Source organism: Rhizobium sp. NZLR11 (genome assembly GCF_019685115.1).
Taxonomy (GTDB): domain Bacteria; phylum Pseudomonadota; class Alphaproteobacteria; order Rhizobiales; family Rhizobiaceae; genus Rhizobium.
The window spans coordinates 13,137-29,971 of record NZ_JABDWD010000007.1; the positions used below are offsets into that span (position 1 = coordinate 13,137).

The 16,835-nt window shown below is 63.2% G+C and carries 18 protein-coding genes; 8 read left to right on the forward strand and 10 right to left on the reverse strand.

Features of this window, described 5'->3' with window-relative positions; all coding sequences use genetic code 11:
- Nucleotides 1-19: 19 nt before the first annotated feature.
- On the forward strand, nt 20-1,522 hold the full coding sequence (locus HJB83_RS13735; protein ID WP_207583490.1) for a YdiU family protein: 1,503 nt from the start codon (nt 20-22) through the stop codon (nt 1,520-1,522).
- Between the two features lie 243 nt (nt 1,523-1,765).
- On the forward strand, nt 1,766-4,105 hold the full coding sequence (locus HJB83_RS13740) for a glucose/quinate/shikimate family membrane-bound PQQ-dependent dehydrogenase (protein WP_221115343.1): 2,340 nt from the start codon (nt 1,766-1,768) through the stop codon (nt 4,103-4,105).
- 79 nt (nt 4,106-4,184) lie between these two features.
- On the opposite strand, the gene bla is transcribed toward HJB83_RS13740, so the two are convergent.
- The 3 genes from bla to dmeR form a co-directional block, all read right to left on the reverse strand.
- Complete coding sequence (bla, locus tag HJB83_RS13745) at nt 4,185-5,075, reverse strand: class A beta-lactamase (protein ID WP_221115344.1); 891 nt, start codon at nt 5,073-5,075, stop codon at nt 4,185-4,187.
- 127 nt (nt 5,076-5,202) lie between these two features.
- Complete coding sequence (dmeF, locus tag HJB83_RS13750) at nt 5,203-6,198, reverse strand: CDF family Co(II)/Ni(II) efflux transporter DmeF (protein WP_221132136.1); 996 nt, start codon at nt 6,196-6,198, stop codon at nt 5,203-5,205.
- Between the two features lie 23 nt (nt 6,199-6,221).
- Nucleotides 6,222-6,494 carry a metal/formaldehyde-sensitive transcriptional repressor gene (gene dmeR, locus HJB83_RS13755; protein WP_207583486.1) on the reverse strand — a complete coding sequence of 91 codons (273 nt, stop codon included), beginning with the start codon at nt 6,492-6,494 and terminating at the stop codon, nt 6,222-6,224.
- Between the two features lie 280 nt (nt 6,495-6,774).
- Here dmeR and HJB83_RS13760 point away from each other — a divergent pair, with 280 nt between their 5' ends.
- Complete coding sequence (locus HJB83_RS13760) at nt 6,775-7,269, forward strand: GNAT family N-acetyltransferase (protein ID WP_207583485.1); 495 nt, start codon at nt 6,775-6,777, stop codon at nt 7,267-7,269.
- 13 nt (nt 7,270-7,282) lie between these two features.
- On the opposite strand, the gene HJB83_RS13765 is transcribed toward HJB83_RS13760, so the two are convergent.
- From HJB83_RS13765 to HJB83_RS13775, 3 genes are all read right to left on the reverse strand, one after another.
- The gene (locus HJB83_RS13765) at nt 7,283-8,197 is read right to left on the reverse strand and encodes a cytochrome c (protein ID WP_221132137.1); all 915 of its coding nucleotides are present in this window, start codon (nt 8,195-8,197) and stop codon (nt 7,283-7,285) included.
- Between the two features lie 171 nt (nt 8,198-8,368).
- Nucleotides 8,369-8,809: a cytochrome c gene (locus HJB83_RS13770; RefSeq protein WP_207583483.1), complete on the reverse strand. Its 441-nt coding sequence runs from the start codon at nt 8,807-8,809 to the stop codon at nt 8,369-8,371.
- A gap of 143 nt (nt 8,810-8,952) precedes the next feature.
- Entirely contained in the window at nt 8,953-9,588 is a 636-nt protein-coding gene (locus tag HJB83_RS13775; protein WP_221115348.1) for a LysE family translocator, read from the reverse strand.
- Nucleotides 9,589-9,717: 129 nt separating this feature from the next.
- On the opposite strand from HJB83_RS13775, the gene HJB83_RS13780 reads away from it, so the two are divergent.
- Nucleotides 9,718-10,410, forward strand: a complete 693-nt coding sequence (locus HJB83_RS13780; protein WP_221132138.1) for a YafY family protein — start codon at nt 9,718-9,720, stop codon at nt 10,408-10,410.
- Nucleotides 10,411-10,766: 356 nt separating this feature from the next.
- Here the strand turns inward: HJB83_RS13780 and HJB83_RS13785 are convergent, their stop codons facing one another.
- Together HJB83_RS13785 and HJB83_RS13790 are read right to left on the reverse strand one after the other, a co-directional pair.
- Nucleotides 10,767-11,609 carry a metallophosphoesterase gene (locus tag HJB83_RS13785; protein WP_221132139.1) on the reverse strand — a complete coding sequence of 281 codons (843 nt, stop codon included), beginning with the start codon at nt 11,607-11,609 and terminating at the stop codon, nt 10,767-10,769.
- Between the two features lie 141 nt (nt 11,610-11,750).
- Nucleotides 11,751-12,353 (reverse strand): superoxide dismutase, encoded by a 603-nt coding sequence (locus HJB83_RS13790; RefSeq protein WP_003546549.1) that lies wholly within the window; start codon nt 12,351-12,353, stop codon nt 11,751-11,753.
- A 209-nt stretch (nt 12,354-12,562) separates the two neighbouring features.
- On the opposite strand from HJB83_RS13790, the gene HJB83_RS13795 reads away from it, so the two are divergent.
- From HJB83_RS13795 to HJB83_RS13805, 3 genes are all read left to right on the forward strand, one after another.
- Nucleotides 12,563-12,889, forward strand: a complete 327-nt coding sequence (locus HJB83_RS13795) for a hypothetical protein (RefSeq protein ID WP_221132140.1) — start codon at nt 12,563-12,565, stop codon at nt 12,887-12,889.
- 106 nt (nt 12,890-12,995) lie between these two features.
- Complete coding sequence (locus HJB83_RS13800) at nt 12,996-13,649, forward strand: class I SAM-dependent methyltransferase (protein WP_221132141.1); 654 nt, start codon at nt 12,996-12,998, stop codon at nt 13,647-13,649.
- A 57-nt stretch (nt 13,650-13,706) separates the two neighbouring features.
- Nucleotides 13,707-14,438 carry a sulfite exporter TauE/SafE family protein gene (locus HJB83_RS13805; protein WP_207583477.1) on the forward strand — a complete coding sequence of 244 codons (732 nt, stop codon included), beginning with the start codon at nt 13,707-13,709 and terminating at the stop codon, nt 14,436-14,438.
- Between the two features lie 16 nt (nt 14,439-14,454).
- On the opposite strand, the gene HJB83_RS13810 is transcribed toward HJB83_RS13805, so the two are convergent.
- Nucleotides 14,455-14,796, reverse strand: coding sequence for a nuclear transport factor 2 family protein (locus HJB83_RS13810; RefSeq protein WP_207583476.1), 342 nt, complete (start codon nt 14,794-14,796; stop codon nt 14,455-14,457).
- A 117-nt stretch (nt 14,797-14,913) separates the two neighbouring features.
- On the opposite strand from HJB83_RS13810, the gene HJB83_RS13815 reads away from it, so the two are divergent.
- Complete coding sequence (locus HJB83_RS13815) at nt 14,914-16,191, forward strand: multidrug efflux MFS transporter (RefSeq protein ID WP_207583475.1); 1,278 nt, start codon at nt 14,914-14,916, stop codon at nt 16,189-16,191.
- Here the strand turns inward: HJB83_RS13815 and HJB83_RS13820 are convergent.
- Entirely contained in the window at nt 16,150-16,770 is a 621-nt protein-coding gene (locus HJB83_RS13820) for a TetR/AcrR family transcriptional regulator (RefSeq protein ID WP_207583474.1), read from the reverse strand. The two genes, HJB83_RS13815 and HJB83_RS13820, sit on opposite strands and share 42 nt — an antisense overlap.
- Between the last annotated feature and the right edge of the window lie 65 nt (nt 16,771-16,835).

Sequence of the window (16,835 nt, forward strand, 5' to 3'; positions counted from 1 at the left end):
CCGGCCCTACCTATGAAGCATGACCTCCACCCTGCAGAAAAACCGGGCCGCCGCGGCCTTTCCGTTCGACAACAGCTATGCCGGCTTGCCCGAGCGCTTCTTTGCGGCGCAGACGCCGACTTCGGTGGCGGAGCCCTCGCTGATCAAGCTCAACGAGCCGCTGGCTGCCGAGCTCGGGCTCGACGTCGAGGCGTTGCGGCGCGACGGCGCGGCGATCTTTTCCGGAAATCTGGTTCCCGAAGGTGCCGAACCGCTGGCGATGGCCTATGCGGGCCATCAGTTCGGCGGCTTCTCGCCGCAGCTCGGCGACGGGCGGGCGATCCTGCTCGGCGAGGTGATCGACCGCAGCGGCAGGCGCTTCGATATCCAGCTGAAGGGCGCCGGACCCACGCCTTTTTCGCGCCGCGGCGATGGGCGGGCGGCAATCGGGCCGGTGCTGCGCGAATATATCATCAGCGAAGCGATGTTTGCGCTCGGCATTCCGGCCACGCGGGCGTTGGCGGCGGTGACCACAGGCGAGCCGGTCTACCGGGAAGAGGTGCTGGCGGGCGCGGTCTTCACCCGGGTCGCGGCAAGCCATATCCGCGTCGGCACCTTCCAGTACTTCGCAGCCAGGGGCGATGCCGACGGCGTGCGAGCGCTGGCCGACTATGTGATCGACCGGCATTACCCCACCCTGAAAACGGCTGACAATCCATATCTTTCACTGTTTTCGGCGGTCTCGGAGCGGCAGGCGGCGCTGATTGCCCGTTGGCTGCATGTCGGTTTCATCCATGGGGTGATGAACACCGACAATATGACCGTTTCCGGCGAGACGATCGATTTCGGCCCCTGCGCCTTTATGGATACCTATGATCCGGCCACCGTCTTCTCATCGATCGACCAGCATGGCCGCTATGCCTATGCCAACCAGCCCGGCATCGGCCAATGGAACCTCGCAAGGCTCGGCGAAACGCTGCTGCCGCTGATCGACGAAGAGCCCGACGGCGCGGTCGACAAAGCGAATGCGGTGATCCGAGCCTATGGCGAACGGTTCCAGGCTGCGTGGCTGGCCGGCATGCGAGAGAAAATCGGTCTTGCCGGCGAAGAGGACGGAGATCTCGACCTGGTGCAGGCGCTGCTGTCATTGATGCAGGCGCAGGGCGCCGATTTCACCCTGGCTTTCCGGCGGCTGTCGGATCTTGCCGGCGACGGCGCTGTGGAACCTGCCTTTGCCGCGAGTTTTCGCGAACCGGAGGCCTGCGGCACCTGGCTCACGCAGTGGCGCGAGAGACTGTCGCGCGATCCGCAGACGGCGCCTCAGCGCACTCTGGCCATGCGCAGCGTCAATCCGGTCTTCATTCCGCGCAATCACCGGGTCGAACAGGCGATCGAGGCCGCGGTCGAGAACGGCGATTTCTCGCTGTTCGAGGCGCTGCTGACCGTGCTTTCGAAACCCTATGAAGACCAGCCGGGCTTTGCCGCTTATATGGAACCGCCGAAGCCGGACGAACGGGTGCTCGCGACCTTCTGCGGGACGTAACTGCGGTCTTGCCTTCCAGTGGCCGCCTCACAGCGATCGGCTTCATCCGGCTGGCACAACGGTTGCTGAGCCTAAAAGCGCTATGCCAGGCTGTATCGAGCCTGGTCCGTGCATGTCCAATGGCCGCCGCAGCCTGCGGCAAATATGGCCGTTGAAAGGCATTTCCTTCGCGCTATCTGCCTGATCGGCGGGACTTTTCCGCCGATCCTTCACCCCGGCTAACCTCAGCGGGAGACAGCCCTTATGGCGATCGTCATCACCTCCGTGTTCTTCATCATCATCGGGCTTACGCTTAGCGGCGGCGGGCTCTGGCTCGTCACGCTCGGCGGCAGCATATTTTATCTGTTCGCCGGGTTGATGTTCCTCATCACCGCCGGGCTGCTGTTGATGCGCAAGGCGGTGGCGCTCTGGGTCTATGCGGTGCTCGTCGTCGCAGCACTCGCCTGGGCGATCTGGGAGGTCGGCTTCGACTGGTGGCAGCTCGGCCCGCGCGGCGGCATGATCATCCTGCTCGGGCTCTGGCTGCTGACGCCGTGGATCCGCCGGCCGCTCGGCTTTCGCAGCCCGACGGGCATCACCTACGGCGCCAATCCCTGGCCGCTCGCCGTGCCTGTCATTCTCGCCATCCTCGTCGCGCTCTATTCGATGACGACAGACCCGCACGATCTTGCCGGCGAACTGCCGAAGGATCAGGTCGCCGCCAACCCCGCCTTCGGCGGCAGCGTCCCCGACGGCGAATGGCATCAATATGGGCGCACGCCCTTCGGCCAGCGTTATTCGCCGCTCGACCAGATCACCGCCGAGAACGTCTCCACCCTCAAGGAGACGTGGCGATACCAGACCGGCGACGTCAAACGCCCGGACGATGTCGGCGAGACGACCTATCAGGTGACCCCGCTCAAGGTGAAGGACACGCTCTATCTCTGCACGCCGCACAACTGGGCGATCGCGCTCGACGCCAAAACCGGCAAGGAGAAATGGAAATACGACGCCAATTCCGGGATGAACCCCAACCGGCAGCATCAGACCTGCCGCGGTGTCACCTATTATGCCGATCCCAATGTGGCCGCCGGCCAGCCCTGCGCCGAGCGCGTCTACCTGCCGACCTCCGATGCCCGGCTGATCGCGCTCGACGCGGCGGACGGCAAGGTGTGCACCAGCTTTGCGGATCAGGGCGTGCTGCATCTGGAAACCGGCATGCGCTACAACCCGGCCGGCTATTATTATTCCACCTCGCCGCCGGTAGCCGTGGCAGGCAAGATCATCGTCGGCGGCGCGGTGAACGACAACTATTCGACTGAGGAACAATCCGGCGTCATCCGCGCCTTCGACATCAATACCGGCGCGCTGCTCTGGAACTGGGATTCCGGCAATCCCGACGTGACGATGCCGATCACCGATAGCCAGACCTATACGACCAATTCGCCGAACAGCTGGTCGGTCTTCAGCGTCGACGAGGGCCTCGGCTTGGTCTACATCCCGCTCGGCAACCAGGTGCCCGACCAGATCGGCATCAACCGCAGCGACAATGTCGAGAAATTCTCCTCCTCGATCGTCGCCCTCGACATCGCCACCGGCCAATTGCGCTGGGTGCGCCAGACAGTGCATCACGATCTCTGGGACATGGACGTGCCGGCCCAGCCGGCGCTGATCGACCTGACGAAACCGGACGGCAGCGTCGTTCCGGCCCTGGTCGGCCCGACCAAGCAAGGCGATCTCTATGTGCTCGACCGGCGCAGCGGCGAGCCGATCATCCCGGTCAAGGAGATTCCAGCGCCTGATGGTGCGGTCTCCGGCGACCACACCTCGCCGACGCAGCCGATCTCCGATCTAACCTTCTCGCCCGACCCGCTCAAGGAGAAGGATATGTGGGGCGTGTCGCTGTTTGACCAACTCGCCTGCCGCATCGACTTCCATCGTTACCGCTACGAGGGCCGCTATACTCCGCCGTCGCTGAAGGGCACGATCGTCTATCCCGGCAATTTCGGCACCTTCAACTGGGGCTCGGTCGCGGTCGATCCGGAGCGGCAGATCATGTTCGGCATGCCGACCTATCTCGCCTTCACCTCGCGCCTGGTGCCGGCCGCCGACATTCCGCCGCGCGGCCAGGACGAGAAGGGCAGCGAACAGGGGCTCAACCGCAATGACGGCGCGCCCTACGGCGTCTTCATGGGTCCGTTCCTCGGGCTGCTCAAAATCCCCTGCCAGGCGCCGCCATGGGGCTATGTCGCCGGCGTCGATCTGCGCACCGGCAAGATCGCCTACATGCACAAGAACGGCACCGTGCACGACATGACGCCGCTACCCCTGCCCTTCAAGGTCGGCGTGCCGGGCATCGGCGGACCGATGCTGACCAAGGGCGGCGTCGCCTTCCTCGGGGCTGCGGTCGACAATTACCTGCGCGCCTACGACGTGACCAACGGCCGGGAGCTGTGGCAGGCCCGGCTTCCCGCCGGCGGCCAGGCGACGCCGATGACCTATACGGCCGATGACAACAAACAATATGTCGTCATGGTCGCCGGCGGTCACGGGTCGGTCGGCACCAAGCCCGGCGACTATGTGATCGCCTATACGCTGCCGTGATGGAGAGGGTGCCCTCTCCTTGCAGAAGAAAGACCCGCGAACCAGACAGCTGTCGATTATGCCCTTCGCATTTTCCCGCTCAAACCATCTCGGCGATCATCCGGCCGACTTCGGCAAAGACGGGATTGAGCTCCTTCACCGGCGCGGTCGCCTCGGCGATATAGACGGCCGCGACGATCGGGCCGCGGTCGGGCGGCCAGATGACGGCGATATCGCCGAGGGAGCCGTTCGGGCCGGTACCGGTCTTGTCGCCGACTTTCCACTCCTTAGGCAGGCCGGCTCTCAGCCGCTCGCCGCCGGTGGTGCTGGCCACCAGCCAGGCGATCAACCTGTCTGAGGAGGCTTCGGTGAGGATCGAGCCGAGCGTCAGGTTGCCGAGCGTGTCGAGCATCGCATCCGGTGTCGTCGTGTCGCGCGGATCGTCCTTCCTGCCCTCGTTCAGCGTCGGTTCGGTGCGGTCGAGACGCGTCGTGCCGTCGCCGATCGAACGCAGCCAGTCGGTCAAACCCGCCGGACCGCCAAAACTTTCGAGCAGCAGGTTGCCGGCCGTGTTGTCGCTGACGGTCACCGCCGCCTCGCAGAGTTCGGCGACCGTCATGCCATCGGTGCCGGCGTGTTTTTCGCTGAGCGGCGAATAGTCGACCAGCTTGTCCTTTCCATAGGTCACCCGGCGGTCGAGGCTTTCCTCGCCCTTGTCGGCACGGGCGAGCACGAAGCCGGCTGCCAGCGCCTTGAAGGTGCTGCACATCGGAAAGGCTTCGCTGCCGCGATAGTTGAAGGAAATGCTCGTCTCAGTGTCGAGCACCGAGACGCCGAGACGGCCGCCGGTGCGTTTTTCCAACGCGGCAAGGCGCCGCTCGATGTTGTCGTTGTCTTCCTCGCTCTTCTCTTGGGCTCTGACGGGAAGCGTTAGTGCAGGCAGGCACAATGCCGAGCCTATCAGCATACGGCGGGTAAGACTGAGATCCATGATTCCTCCGGCGGTGAGGAACACAAAGCTAAGGGGCGATTGCGGCGGCATCTCGTCCCCGCGGCGACAATGTCGTCCGCCGAGCAACCTTGTTGTTCGCCGAGCGACTTTGTCGGCCGCACGCCGATCACGCGGCGCGGGTGACCTCGACCGTCACATGCGACAATTCCGTCAGCGCCGAAAGCCTGCCCTTGTAAAAGGCCGGCTCGCGCGGCTCAGAGGTGACGACCGCGACGATCGCCGCATGGTGGCCGGGGCCGACCTGCCAGACATGCAGATCGGTGATCCGGTCTTCCTCCGTCTCGATCGCCTCGCGAATCTCCGCCGGCAAAGTCTCGCCGTGCGGGACGACGTCGAGAAGGACGCCGCCCGAGGATTTCATCAGGCTCCAGGACCAATTGGCGATGACCAGCCCGCCGACGATGCCCATGATGGGGTCGAGCCAGAGCCAGCCGTAGAGGCTGCCGAGCGTCAGCGCCGCGATGGCGAGCACGGAGGTCAAGGCATCGGCGATGACATGCAGATAGGCGGCGCGGATATTGTTGTCGCCCGGTTCTGCGTGGCCGGGACCGTGATCACCATGACCATGACCATGATGGGCGTGGTCGCCGTGATGGTGATGCGCGTGCGCATGATTGCCATGCGCGGCATGGCCGCCGCCGGAAAGCAGCCAGGCGCTGACGAGATTGACGGCAAGGCCGATCACGGCGACGGCAATCGCCTGGGCAAAGCCGATCGGCACGGGATTTGAGAGGCGCAACAGGCTTTCCCAGGCCATCAGCAGGGCGATCAGCGCAAGGATGATGGCGCTGGCGAAGCCGGCGAGGTCGCCGAGCTTGCCGGTGCCGAAGGTGAAACGCGGATTGCGCGCCTGCCGGCGGGCGAAGAGATAGGCGAGCGCCGAAATCAGCAGAGCGCTGGCATGGGTCGACATGTGCCAGCCATCGGCGACCAGGGCCATGGAGCCGTAGACGGTGCCGGCGGCGATTTCCGCCACCATCATCACCGCCGTCAGCGCGATCACCAGCCAGATGCGCCGCTCGTTGCGCTGATGATCCGCGCCGAGGAAGACATGGTCGTGTTCAAAGGTATTCATTGCAGCTTTCCCGATTCCGGCACTCATTACAGGCTCCTTCGTCTCGGCAATCAGCGGATATAGGTTCGCAAGACTTCCGATATTTCCTCGACCGCCTCCGCCCTTGCAGCGTCGTCGGCAGCATTCAGCACATGTTCGCGCAGGTGATCGTCCAAAACCTCGCCGGTCAGCCCGGTCAGAGCGCCGCGGACGGAGGCAAGCAGCTGCAGGATCTCGCCGCAGGGGCGCTCGGCCTCGAGCGCCCGCTCGACCGCCTCCATCTGCCCCTTCAGGCGGCTGACACGGGCGACGAGCTTCTTTTTCTGCAGAGTGGTGTGGGACACGGTGAGTCCTCATATAGAATAGGGGGGTATACTATCGATGGGCTTGACCGATATCAAGGCCGATGGCGTGTTTCAGCGTCCGGCTCCGACGCCATTGACAAACGCCGCGTTTCCGACGATTGATGACCCATGATCAAAAACGCGCACCAGAGCCGCTCGTATTTTTGGCTGTACCTGTAAAGGGCGGCTGGACAAGATCATATTGTCAACAAGCCGCCGTCAGGCGGCTTTGTTGTATCGGCAGCGTCCTGACGGCAGACTATCAAAGGACGCGAAGACCATGACCGAAATCGAAGACAGCGAAATTTCATTGATGCGCCCATCGGTGGTGACGATCCGCGCCGCCAAGCCGCGCGACCTGCCCGAACTCAACGCGATGATTGCCCTGCTTGCCGCCCATCACGGCGATGCGGCGGGAACGACGCCGGAGCAGTTGGAGCGCGACCTCTTCGGCCCGCTGCCGTGGATCACGGCGCTCGTTGCCGAAACCGACGGAGGGCTGATCGGCTACGCCATTCTGGTGCCGCTCTACAGAGCGCAAGAGGGAAAGCGCGGCATGGACCTGCACCATCTCTTCGTGCGCGACGGCCATCGCGGTCATGGCACCGGCCAGCTGCTCGTCGACCGGGCCCGCGAGACCGCGCGCAATGCCGGCTGCGGCTACCTCTCCGTCAGCGCCGCGACCGGAAACGTGCTGGCGCACCGCTTCTACGAACAGATGGATTTCACCCCGCGTCCGGTGACCGGCATGCGCTATATGCAGTCGATCGCTTAAACAGCGACATGCTCTAACGGCCCGGCACGGCCTTCAGATAGGCGGCGATCGCCTCGCGGTCGGCGGGCGGCAGACGGGCAATGTTCTGCTGCACATCGACCATCGAGCCGCCGGCTGTGTCGAAATCTGGCGTGAAGCCGGTTTCGAGGTAGCTGGCGATATCGGCCTCGCTCCAGCCGCCGATGCTCTTGGAGGCCGGGGTGATATCGGGTATGCGGCCCTTGCCTTCCGGATTGGGGGCGCCGGCGAGCCACTGATCTGCCTGGAAGCCGCCGAGCGCATCGCGCGGCGTATGGCATTCGCCGCAATGGCCGGGACCTTCGACGAGATATTGGCCGCGCTTGATCTTGTCGTCGCTCTTTGCCAGGGCGACGCGCGGCTGGTCGTTGAAATAGAGAAATTTCCAGCCGCCGAGCGCCAGCCGGATATTGAACGGGAACGGCAGCTCATGCGGGGCCGCGACGTTTGCGCTCTTCGGCAGGGTTTTCAGGAAGGCGAAGAGATCGTTGACGTCCTTGTCGCTCATGCGGGCATAGGAGCCATAGGGAAAGGAAGGGTAGAGATGCTGACCGCCCGGTCCGACGCCCCGCTTCATCGCATTGCCGAACTCGGCCAGCGTCCAGCCGCCGATGCCGGCCTTTTCATCGGGTGAGATATTCGGCACGTGGAATGTGCCGAACGGGCTCTTCAACGCCAGCCCGCCTGACAGCGTCAGCCTGGCATCGCCTTCGGAACCGGGGGCTGAATGACAGCTGACGCAGCCGCCGGCCCAGAAAACCATCTGGCCGTTGGCCGGATCCGGGGCGCCGAGACCCGCCCAATGGCTTTCCGGCAGAGGATCGGGCGCGGTCACCAGATAGAAGGCGCCACCGCCGAGCACGGCGACGCCGATCAGACAGAGCAGCAACCGGATGAACCTGCGGATCATGCTCCGCCTCCCCTTTTTGTCGAATTTTTCCCGCGCCGAGAATAAGACGACCCGCACGGGCGGCAAAGCCAGCGCGGATCGAGGATCGGGTATCTTCTGCTTACGCAATTCCGGACGCAAAACCGCTGCACACTTTTGCTGGAATTGCTCTTGATCAAAACGACCTATCGCTCACTTCTTGAGGCGATAGGCCTTGTGACAGCCGCCGCAACTGGCGCCGAGCGTGTCGACCGTGGCGCCGACAGCCGCTTCATCGGCCGGAAGCTGGGCGAGCGCGGTTTCGGCATCGGCGGAGAGCTTCGCGGCGCGCGCCTTGAAATCATCCATGTTTTCCCAAATCTTCGGGCTCGCTTCTTCGTCGCCCGTTTCCGTGCCCGGCTTGAACTGATCGGGGAAAACCTTGGCCGTTGCGGCAATCGTCGTCAGCGCCGCCTTCACCGCTTCGGCGTCATAGGGCTTGGTGCCCTTGGCGATAGCTCCCAAGGCGCCTGCCGCCCCGCCGATCTGCTTCATCAGGGCAATGCGCGAATCATGGGTGCCGTCGGCGGCGCTCACCGAACCGAAGGCTATGCCGGCCATCGCCGCGGCGGCAGCTACTGCTTTCCAATTCATATTCCTCTCCATTTCTCTTCTGCATTTTCCGGGGCCAAGGTGGCCATGGCCAATCTGCACCGGGAGGATGACAAAATCCATGCCATTCGGGCAGTCACGTTTTGCCGGATCATCATAAAAACAATGTGATAGGTACAGGTGTCTCAAGCGCTTTTCCACCCCTGCCAGAGGCTGAGCGCGGAGACCGCAACCAGCAGCAGCCCGGCGAAGCGGCCGACGAAGGCCGTGACGTCGGGATTTGCGACAAGCAGGTCGCGGCTGCGGCCGGCCGTCATCGCCAGCGTGCCGTAGATGGCGAACTGGGTGGCGACGGTCATGGCGCCCATGATCAGGCCCTGCATCCAGACCGGGCCGTATTCCGGCTTGAGGAACTGCGGATAGACGGCGAACATGAAAATATAGGCTTTGGGATTGACCAGACAGGTGACGGCCCCCTGGCGGAAGGCGCGCCAGCCGGAGCGTGCCGTCCCCGGCCCGACCGCCTCGACGGTGATCGAACTGCGGATCAAGGAAATGCCGATCCAGATCATATAGGCGACGCCGGCAACAAGCAGCACGTTGAAAAGCTGCGGCAGCATGGTGACGAGCACGCCGACGCCGGCCGCACCATAGGCCGAATGCACGGCGCCGCCGGCCATGATGCCGCCGGTCGCCGCAAGCCCGCGCCTGACGCCGCCGGTCAGCGAATTGGCGAGCACGAAGAGCATGTCCATGCCCGGCACGATGATGATGCCGAAGAGAAGGACGAAGAAAAGCCAGAGGTTTTCGTGGTAGTTCATGTCAGTTACCGCCTTGAGTTCTGCGGGCCGTTTTCAGAGACCCTGATTGATTTCAATCCGATAGGCGGCTCTATACGGGAACCCAACTGACAGTGTATTGTCAGGAGCGTGAGGGATGGGAGAGGCAAAATGCGCAAGGCCTCGCGGCTTTTCGAGATCATTCAGATCCTGAGGCTCGCCAGAAAACCGATGACGGCGGCTGTTATCGCCGAGACGCTTGAGGTGACCGTGCGTTCGATCTATCGCGACATCGCCGCCCTTCAGGCGATGCGGGTGCCGATCGAGGGCGGGCGCGGCATCGGCTATATCATGCGGCCGGGCTTCGACCTGCCGCCGCTGATGTTCTCGATCGAAGAGATGGAGGCGATCGTGCTGTCGCTGGCGCTGCTCGAACGGACGGCCGACGAGGAGCTGAAGCAGGCCGCGCGCCGGGTCAACCAGAAGATTGCCGGCGCTGTGCCGGCACCGCTGCGCCAGGCAATGGACAGCAAAGCGCTCTATGCCTGGGGCTCGATCGCCCAGCCAGCTGGCTTCGATCTTGCGATCGTGCGCCGGGCGATCCGCGACGAACGCAAGCTGATGCTCGACTACCGCGACGAGGTTGGTCGGGCCAGCGAACGGACGATCCAGCCGATCGCGCTGATCTATTATTCGCAGACCGCCAATATCGTCGCCTGGTGCGAGTTGCGCCAGGCGATTCGCAATTTCCGCAGCGACCGGGTGGAGTACTGCGCGGCAAGCGAGGATTTCTTCAAGGGCGACGGCGACCGACTGCGGGAGTTGTGGACCAGCGGCTGGACGGAGAAGGCCGTGTTGGCGTAATAGCCGGGCGTTTGTGCGAACACGTTTGGCGGCGTTTGAGCCACGAGCAGGGGTCAGTGTCATGAGCCTGGTGAAGCGCCTTTCGTGCCTGGCACATCTTCGACGCCGCCAAAGGACTGCCGACATTTATCCCTCCTCCGTCATCCTCGGCCTTGAGCCGAGGATCCACGTTGGCCTCTATCAGCAGCGCGCATGGATCCTCGGCTCAAGGCCGAGGATGACGGAGGGTGTGGGCGCGCTGCACCAGACTCGCACTGGCGCTTAGGTGCTCCATCGAGGGCGCACCCGGCTTACCTCTGACGATCCCTGCGCAGGATAAACCGAGCAGCACAAAAGAGCCGTACAGCCGTCCCAGCCTAAAAAGCCAACGTCCGGCTCTCCTCGCGGCCGAAGCCGCGGATTTCAATGTGGTCGGGGTAGACTTCGACGATGGCGAAGGCGTTTTCGGTCTCGGTGTCGACCACGCCCTTGAAATTGACGAAGTGGCAGGCGCCGGCTTTGCCGTAATTGCCGACGTGGTTGTGACCGTTGAGATAGGCGACGACATTGTCGTGCGAGGCGAGCAGCGCGACGATGCGGTCGCAATCCCACATGTCGTGCTCACCGGGAGGATGCACGGGATAGTGATTCATGATCACCTTCTCGCCGGCCGCGGCTGCGCTTGATATTTCATCGCCGAGCCAGGTGAACTGCTCGTCGCTCAGCGCAGCATTCCAGCGATGGGCATTTCTGGCGCCTTGCTCCTGCAGCACGGTCAGCATCCGTGCGGCCAGCGCCCGATGCGGATGGTCTTCGGGCGGCGCGAAGGTGCTGACTTCGTTGCCGTCGAGCACGATGAAACGCCAGCCGTGGCGCGAGACGCTGTAATAGGGCGATGGCATGCCGAGACGGGCGGCGATTTCGGAGAGATGGCCGGAGGAGACCGAGAAATCGTGATTGCCGAGCAGGAAGAGCGCCTCATGCCTCAGCTTGCCGTAGACCGGCAGGATATCGTCGAAGCTTGCGAAGCTGCGGTCGATGATATCGCCGAGCGTCATGACGAAGCTCAATTCCTCGCCGTTGAAGACCTCGATCGCCTCGGCAACTTTGGCGAGGCTGTTGGCGTAATAGCGGTCCATGGCCGCATGCGGCTGGATTGCCGCATATTGCGGGTCGGCGATGATGCCGAAGCGGAACAGGGGAAGAGCAGAAAAAGACATGGGGCGTGATTAGGAGCGGCCGATGACAGGGATGTGACGGCTTGTCTTTCAAAACGAAACACCCGGCGTTTGAGGCGCCGGGTGCCAAGTTCGAAGAGGCTGACTGACATCGCCGCCCGTGGGCTGCGAGTCCGGGGCCGCTTACTTCGTGGCTGCTTCGTAGCGTTCCAGGACGTAGTCCCAGTTGATCAGGCTATCGACGAAGGCCTCGAGATATTTCGGGCGGGCGTTGCGATAGTCGATGTAGTAGGAGTGTTCCCAGACGTCGACGCCGAGGATCGGGGTGGCGCCGTGAACCAGCGGATTTTCGCCGTTCGGGGTCTTGGAGATTTCGAGCTTGCCGTTCTTGACGGAAACCCAGGCCCAGCCGGAGCCGAACTGGGTGGCGCCGGCAGTGGCGAAATCGGCCTTGAACTTGTCGTAGCCGCCGAGATCGGACGTAAAGGCCGCTTCGAGCTTGCCCGGCAGCTTGTTGCCGCCGCCGCCCTTCTTCATCCACTTCCAGAAATGGATGTGGTTGTAGTGCTGGGCAGCGTTGTTGAAGAGGCCGGCATTGGTGCCGAACGACTTCTTCACCACGTCTTCGAGCGAGAGATCCGAAAGACCGGCTTCGGCGGCAAGCTTGTTGCCGTTGTCCACATAGGCCTTATGGTGCTTGTCGTGGTGAAACTCCAGCGTTTCCTTCGACATGAAGGGAGCAAGCGCTTCGTAATCATAGGGAAGTTCAGGCAATTCGAAAGCCATATCAGATCTCCTTGCAATAGATTGCGTCATCGGCAGGTGAGGCGGAACATAGGAGGGGAAAGGGGGAGAGGCAACCGGCGAAATATCAAAAAACGATCCGTCGGAGGAAAATTTGCCTCAGTTGCCGCGATGGAATCGCGCCTGCAAATTGCTTGGGATATCCGCACCGAAAACCGCTTCCCCGCGATTGACCTCAATGGAGACCCGATATGAACAGGAATATAATCCCGCTGCTGGCGATGGCCACGTTTCCCTTGCTCTCAGCTGCGGCGCACGCATCCTCGGATGAGGCCTGGAAACAGATGGCGGCTGACGTGGAGGCCAAGTGCAAGACGGCGGCTGTCGCCATCGACAATCCGAATGCCGCCGTCGATCCCTTCGGCACTTCCCATTACGGGCTTGCCCTGCTGACGGGGAAACCGAAGGGCGCCAAGGGGCTGATCGTCCAGATCTGCGTCTACGACAAACAAAAGAAAACCGTCGAGATCGGCAGCGAGCTGGACGCCAAAGAGCTTGGGCTCATGCCGGCAAAATAGGCAGCCGCGGGTCGGCCTGCCAGGCGATTTGTGCCTTCGGTCACAATCCGAGCGGAACCGGAACCTACCCTTAGGAGTTGAGGCCTGGGCTTCAGGGAGGTGCGGCATGTCGGAGCTTCGCAGCAGCGCGGAAGATCAACAGAAAATCTATCAGCGCTGGGCACCGGTCTATGACCGCGTCAGTCGCGGCATTCTCCGTGATGGCCACCGCAAGCTGGCGGCGCTTGCCGCCGCAGCCGGCAGCGATGTTCTGGAGGTCGGCGTCGGCACCGGCCTGACGCTCGGGCACTATGCCAGCCGCTGCCGGGTGACCGGCATCGACATTTCCGAACACATGCTCGCCCGGGCGCGCGAAAAGGCGAAACGCGAGGATCTGCAGCACGTCCAGGCGCTGGACGTGATGGATGCGCATGCGCTGAGCTTTGCCGACAGGTCTTTCGATGCGGTTTGCCTGCCCTTCGTCATCACCCTGATCCCCGAGCCCGAGCGGGCGCTCGACGAATGCGCCAGGGTGCTGCGGCCGGGCGGCGAAATCATCCTGGCCAGCAAGCTTGGAGACGGCGCCGGTCTGCAGGGCGCGATCGAGGCGGCGGTGGCGCCGCTGGTGCGTCACATCGGCTGGTCCTCCGCCTTCCGCATCCACCGTATCCTCGCCTGGGCCGAGCGGCGTGGCGATTTTTCCGCCGTCGAAATCCTGCCGGTCTTTCCGAACGGCTTCTTCAAAATTGTTCGGCTGAAACAGCGCGGACTTTCCGCTTGAATTAAGATTTTTTCCGCATCGCGGATTCTGATGCTACCGTTCGTCTGAGGGGACCGCATGACATCGGATATCTTCTTCTTCATCGTGGTGGGCTTCTGCGCGCAGATCGTCGACGGAGCACTCGGCATGGCCTTCGGCGTGCTGTCGACGACGAGTCTTCTTGCCTTCGGGGTGCCGGCGGCCAATGCCAGCGCGATGACGCATGTGGCTGAGATGTTCACCACGGCCGCGTCGGGCATTTCGCATGCCTATCATCGCAATGTCGACTGGCGCCTGGTGGGGCGGCTGGCACCGGCCGGCATGATCGGCGGCGCGATCGGCGCCTATCTGCTGGCCAATATCGACGGCAGGGTGATCGCACCGTTCGTGTCGGCCTACCTGATCGCGATCGGCTTGCTAATTCTCTACAAGGCCTTTCGGCCACCGGCAAAACGCGAGGTGCGCGACTGGGCCGTGCCGCCCGTCGGGTTTTGCGGCGGCGTGCTCGATGCGATCGGCGGCGGCGGATGGGGACCTGTCGTCACCAGCACGCTGATCGGGCGCGGCCATGACCTGAAGCGGGTGATCGGCTCGACCAATTTCACCGAATTCGCGGTAACGCTGACGATTTCGCTGACCTTCATCCTGACGCTCGGCTGGTCGGAGCTCAATTCGGCGATCGGCCTGATCATCGGCGGCGTCATTGCCGCCCCCTTTGGCGCCGTCCTCGTCAAGCGGCTGCCGGTGCGGCCGCTGATGGTGGCGGTCTCGATGGTCATCATCGTCACGTCGGCAATTCGGATCCTGTAAACCGCGCCAGCCGCGATCAGAGATTGCGGCCGAAATAGACTTCCACGGCGGCGATCTTGTCGCCGCGGAAACGAAGGCTTTCTATGTTGCAGAAGCTGCCGCCGTCGAGTTTTTCGGCGCGGTAGCGAACAACAGCCTCGTCGCCGTCGACCGCCAGGAACTCGATGTGGATAGCACGGAAGAACGGCTCCTTCGGCCAGCAGCGCTCGAAATACGTGGCCCGGTCGATATGGTCGTCACGCGGACTGGAGAAGGTGAAATCTTCCGCCAGCATGGCGTCGACTTTATCCTTGCGGTCTTCGAGATAGGCGGCGTAGAGATCGCGGACTGTCTGTTGCCTCGTGCGCATATCGTTCATGGCAATATCCTCCGATTATCCGATTGCATTATGCAATCAGTTATATCTAACACTTTTATCCGAGATGATCCAGATTGCCGCGCAACTGCGCCTTCATGATCGACGCCGAGGCAAGGAATGACCGATACTCAATTGGACGCGGCGAGCGCTAGGGCAGGCTCGATCTACTGGAAGCGCAACCTCGCGATCTCGCTGGTCGGCTCTTTCACGACGATCGTGGCGATGACGCTGTTGCTGCCCTTCCTGCCGCTCTATGTCGAGGAACTCGGCGTCAGCGACCATGCGGCGATCGTGCAATGGTCTGGTATCGCCTATGGTGCCACCTTCCTGGCCGCGGCTCTCGTCGCGCCGATCTGGGGACGGCTCGGTGATATTTACGGTCGCAAGCTGATGCTGGTGCGCGCCAGCCTCGGCATGACGGTGGCGATCTCGCTGATGGGCATGGCCGGTAATGTCTGGCAGCTGGTGGCGCTGCGCCTCTTCGTCGGCCTTGCTGGCGGTTATGCCTCCGGCTCGATGGTGCTGGTGGCGACGCAGACGCCGAAGGACCGCTCGGCCTGGGCGCTCGGCGTTCTCTCTTCCGGCATCATGGCCGGCAATCTCGTCGGGCCGCTGATTGGCGGGGCGCTGCCGCCGGTCATCGGCATCCGCGCCACGTTTCTGGCGGCCGGCGGCATGATCTTCCTCGCCTTTCTCGCCACGATCCTGCTGATCAAGGAGGAGAAATCGCCGGCCCGCAAACAGGCGGCCAAGGCCAGCGGCGGCTGGAAATCCATCGGCGACAAACGGCCTGTCATCGCCATGCTGGCGACCGGCATGCTGTTGATGTTCGCCAATATGTCGATCGAGCCGATCATCACCGTTTATGTCGCGCAGATCGTGCCGGTCGCGGACCAAGTCACGATGATTTCGGGCATCGTCATGTCGGCCGCCGCCCTCGGCAGCATTCTTTCCGCCTCGCGGCTCGGCAAGCTTGCCGACCGGATCGGCCATTGGCCGGTGATTTCAGGCGCGCTCGCCGTCGCCGGACTGCTGCTGATCCCGCAGGCCTTCGTCACCAGTTCCTGGCAGCTGATCGTCCTGCGTTTCCTGATGGGCGCAGCACTCGGCGGGCTCCTGCCCTGCATCGCCGCCGTCATCCGCCACAGCGTGCCGGATAGCGCGGCCGGCAGCATTCTCGGGCTTTCCATCTCCTCGCAATATATCGGCCAGGTGGCCGGTCCGGTCCTCGGCGGCTTTGTCGGCGGCCATATCGGCATGCGGGCGGTTTTCCTCGGCACCTCGGTGCTGCTTCTCGGCGGTGCTGCCTATGCCTGGATGGTGCGGCCGCGGGATGCCGAGACGGACCCCCAGTCAGCTTCGCTGGACGCTCCCGCAGATCAGCTCGACGCCTGAGCTGGCGATCGCTTCCAGCGTCTCGCGGCTGTCGCCGGCGCGGGCGCGGACTGCGAGCGAATGCATGACGGCGGAGGCGAGCATTGCCAGCATCTGCGGATCGGCGCCTTGCGGAAGCTCGCCGCTTTGAACCGCAAGGCGCATGCGCTTTTCGATCTCGCCGTCGAAATCGCTGAGGCTGCGGCCAAGCACCTCGCGGACCCGCTCATGCTCGACCGCCTCGACCGTTGCCGTGCCGATCAGGAGACAGCCGCGCGCGGCGGTTTCACCATGCAGATACACCGCCAACGCGCCGGCATAGACGCGTGCGAGATTGTCGCGCAGCTGAAGTGACGGATCGAGCGCCTCAGCCAGCGCATCCATGCCGTCCTGCCGGTAACCCTCCAGCGTATCGAGATAGAGATCCTCCTTGTCGCCGAAGGCGCCATAGAGGCTCGGACGATTGAGCTTGGTCGCGGCACTCAGATTGTCGAGCGAGGCGGCGGTAAAGCCCCTGTCCCAGAAGACATCCCGCGCCTTGGCGAGTGCGGCCTTGGCGTCGAAACCCCTCGGGCGGCCGCGCTTCTTTTCATCCTTCATATTTTGTACCGTTTCGCATTAAATTCTTGACGAACGTTATTTTATGCGAAACAGTACAAATGTTC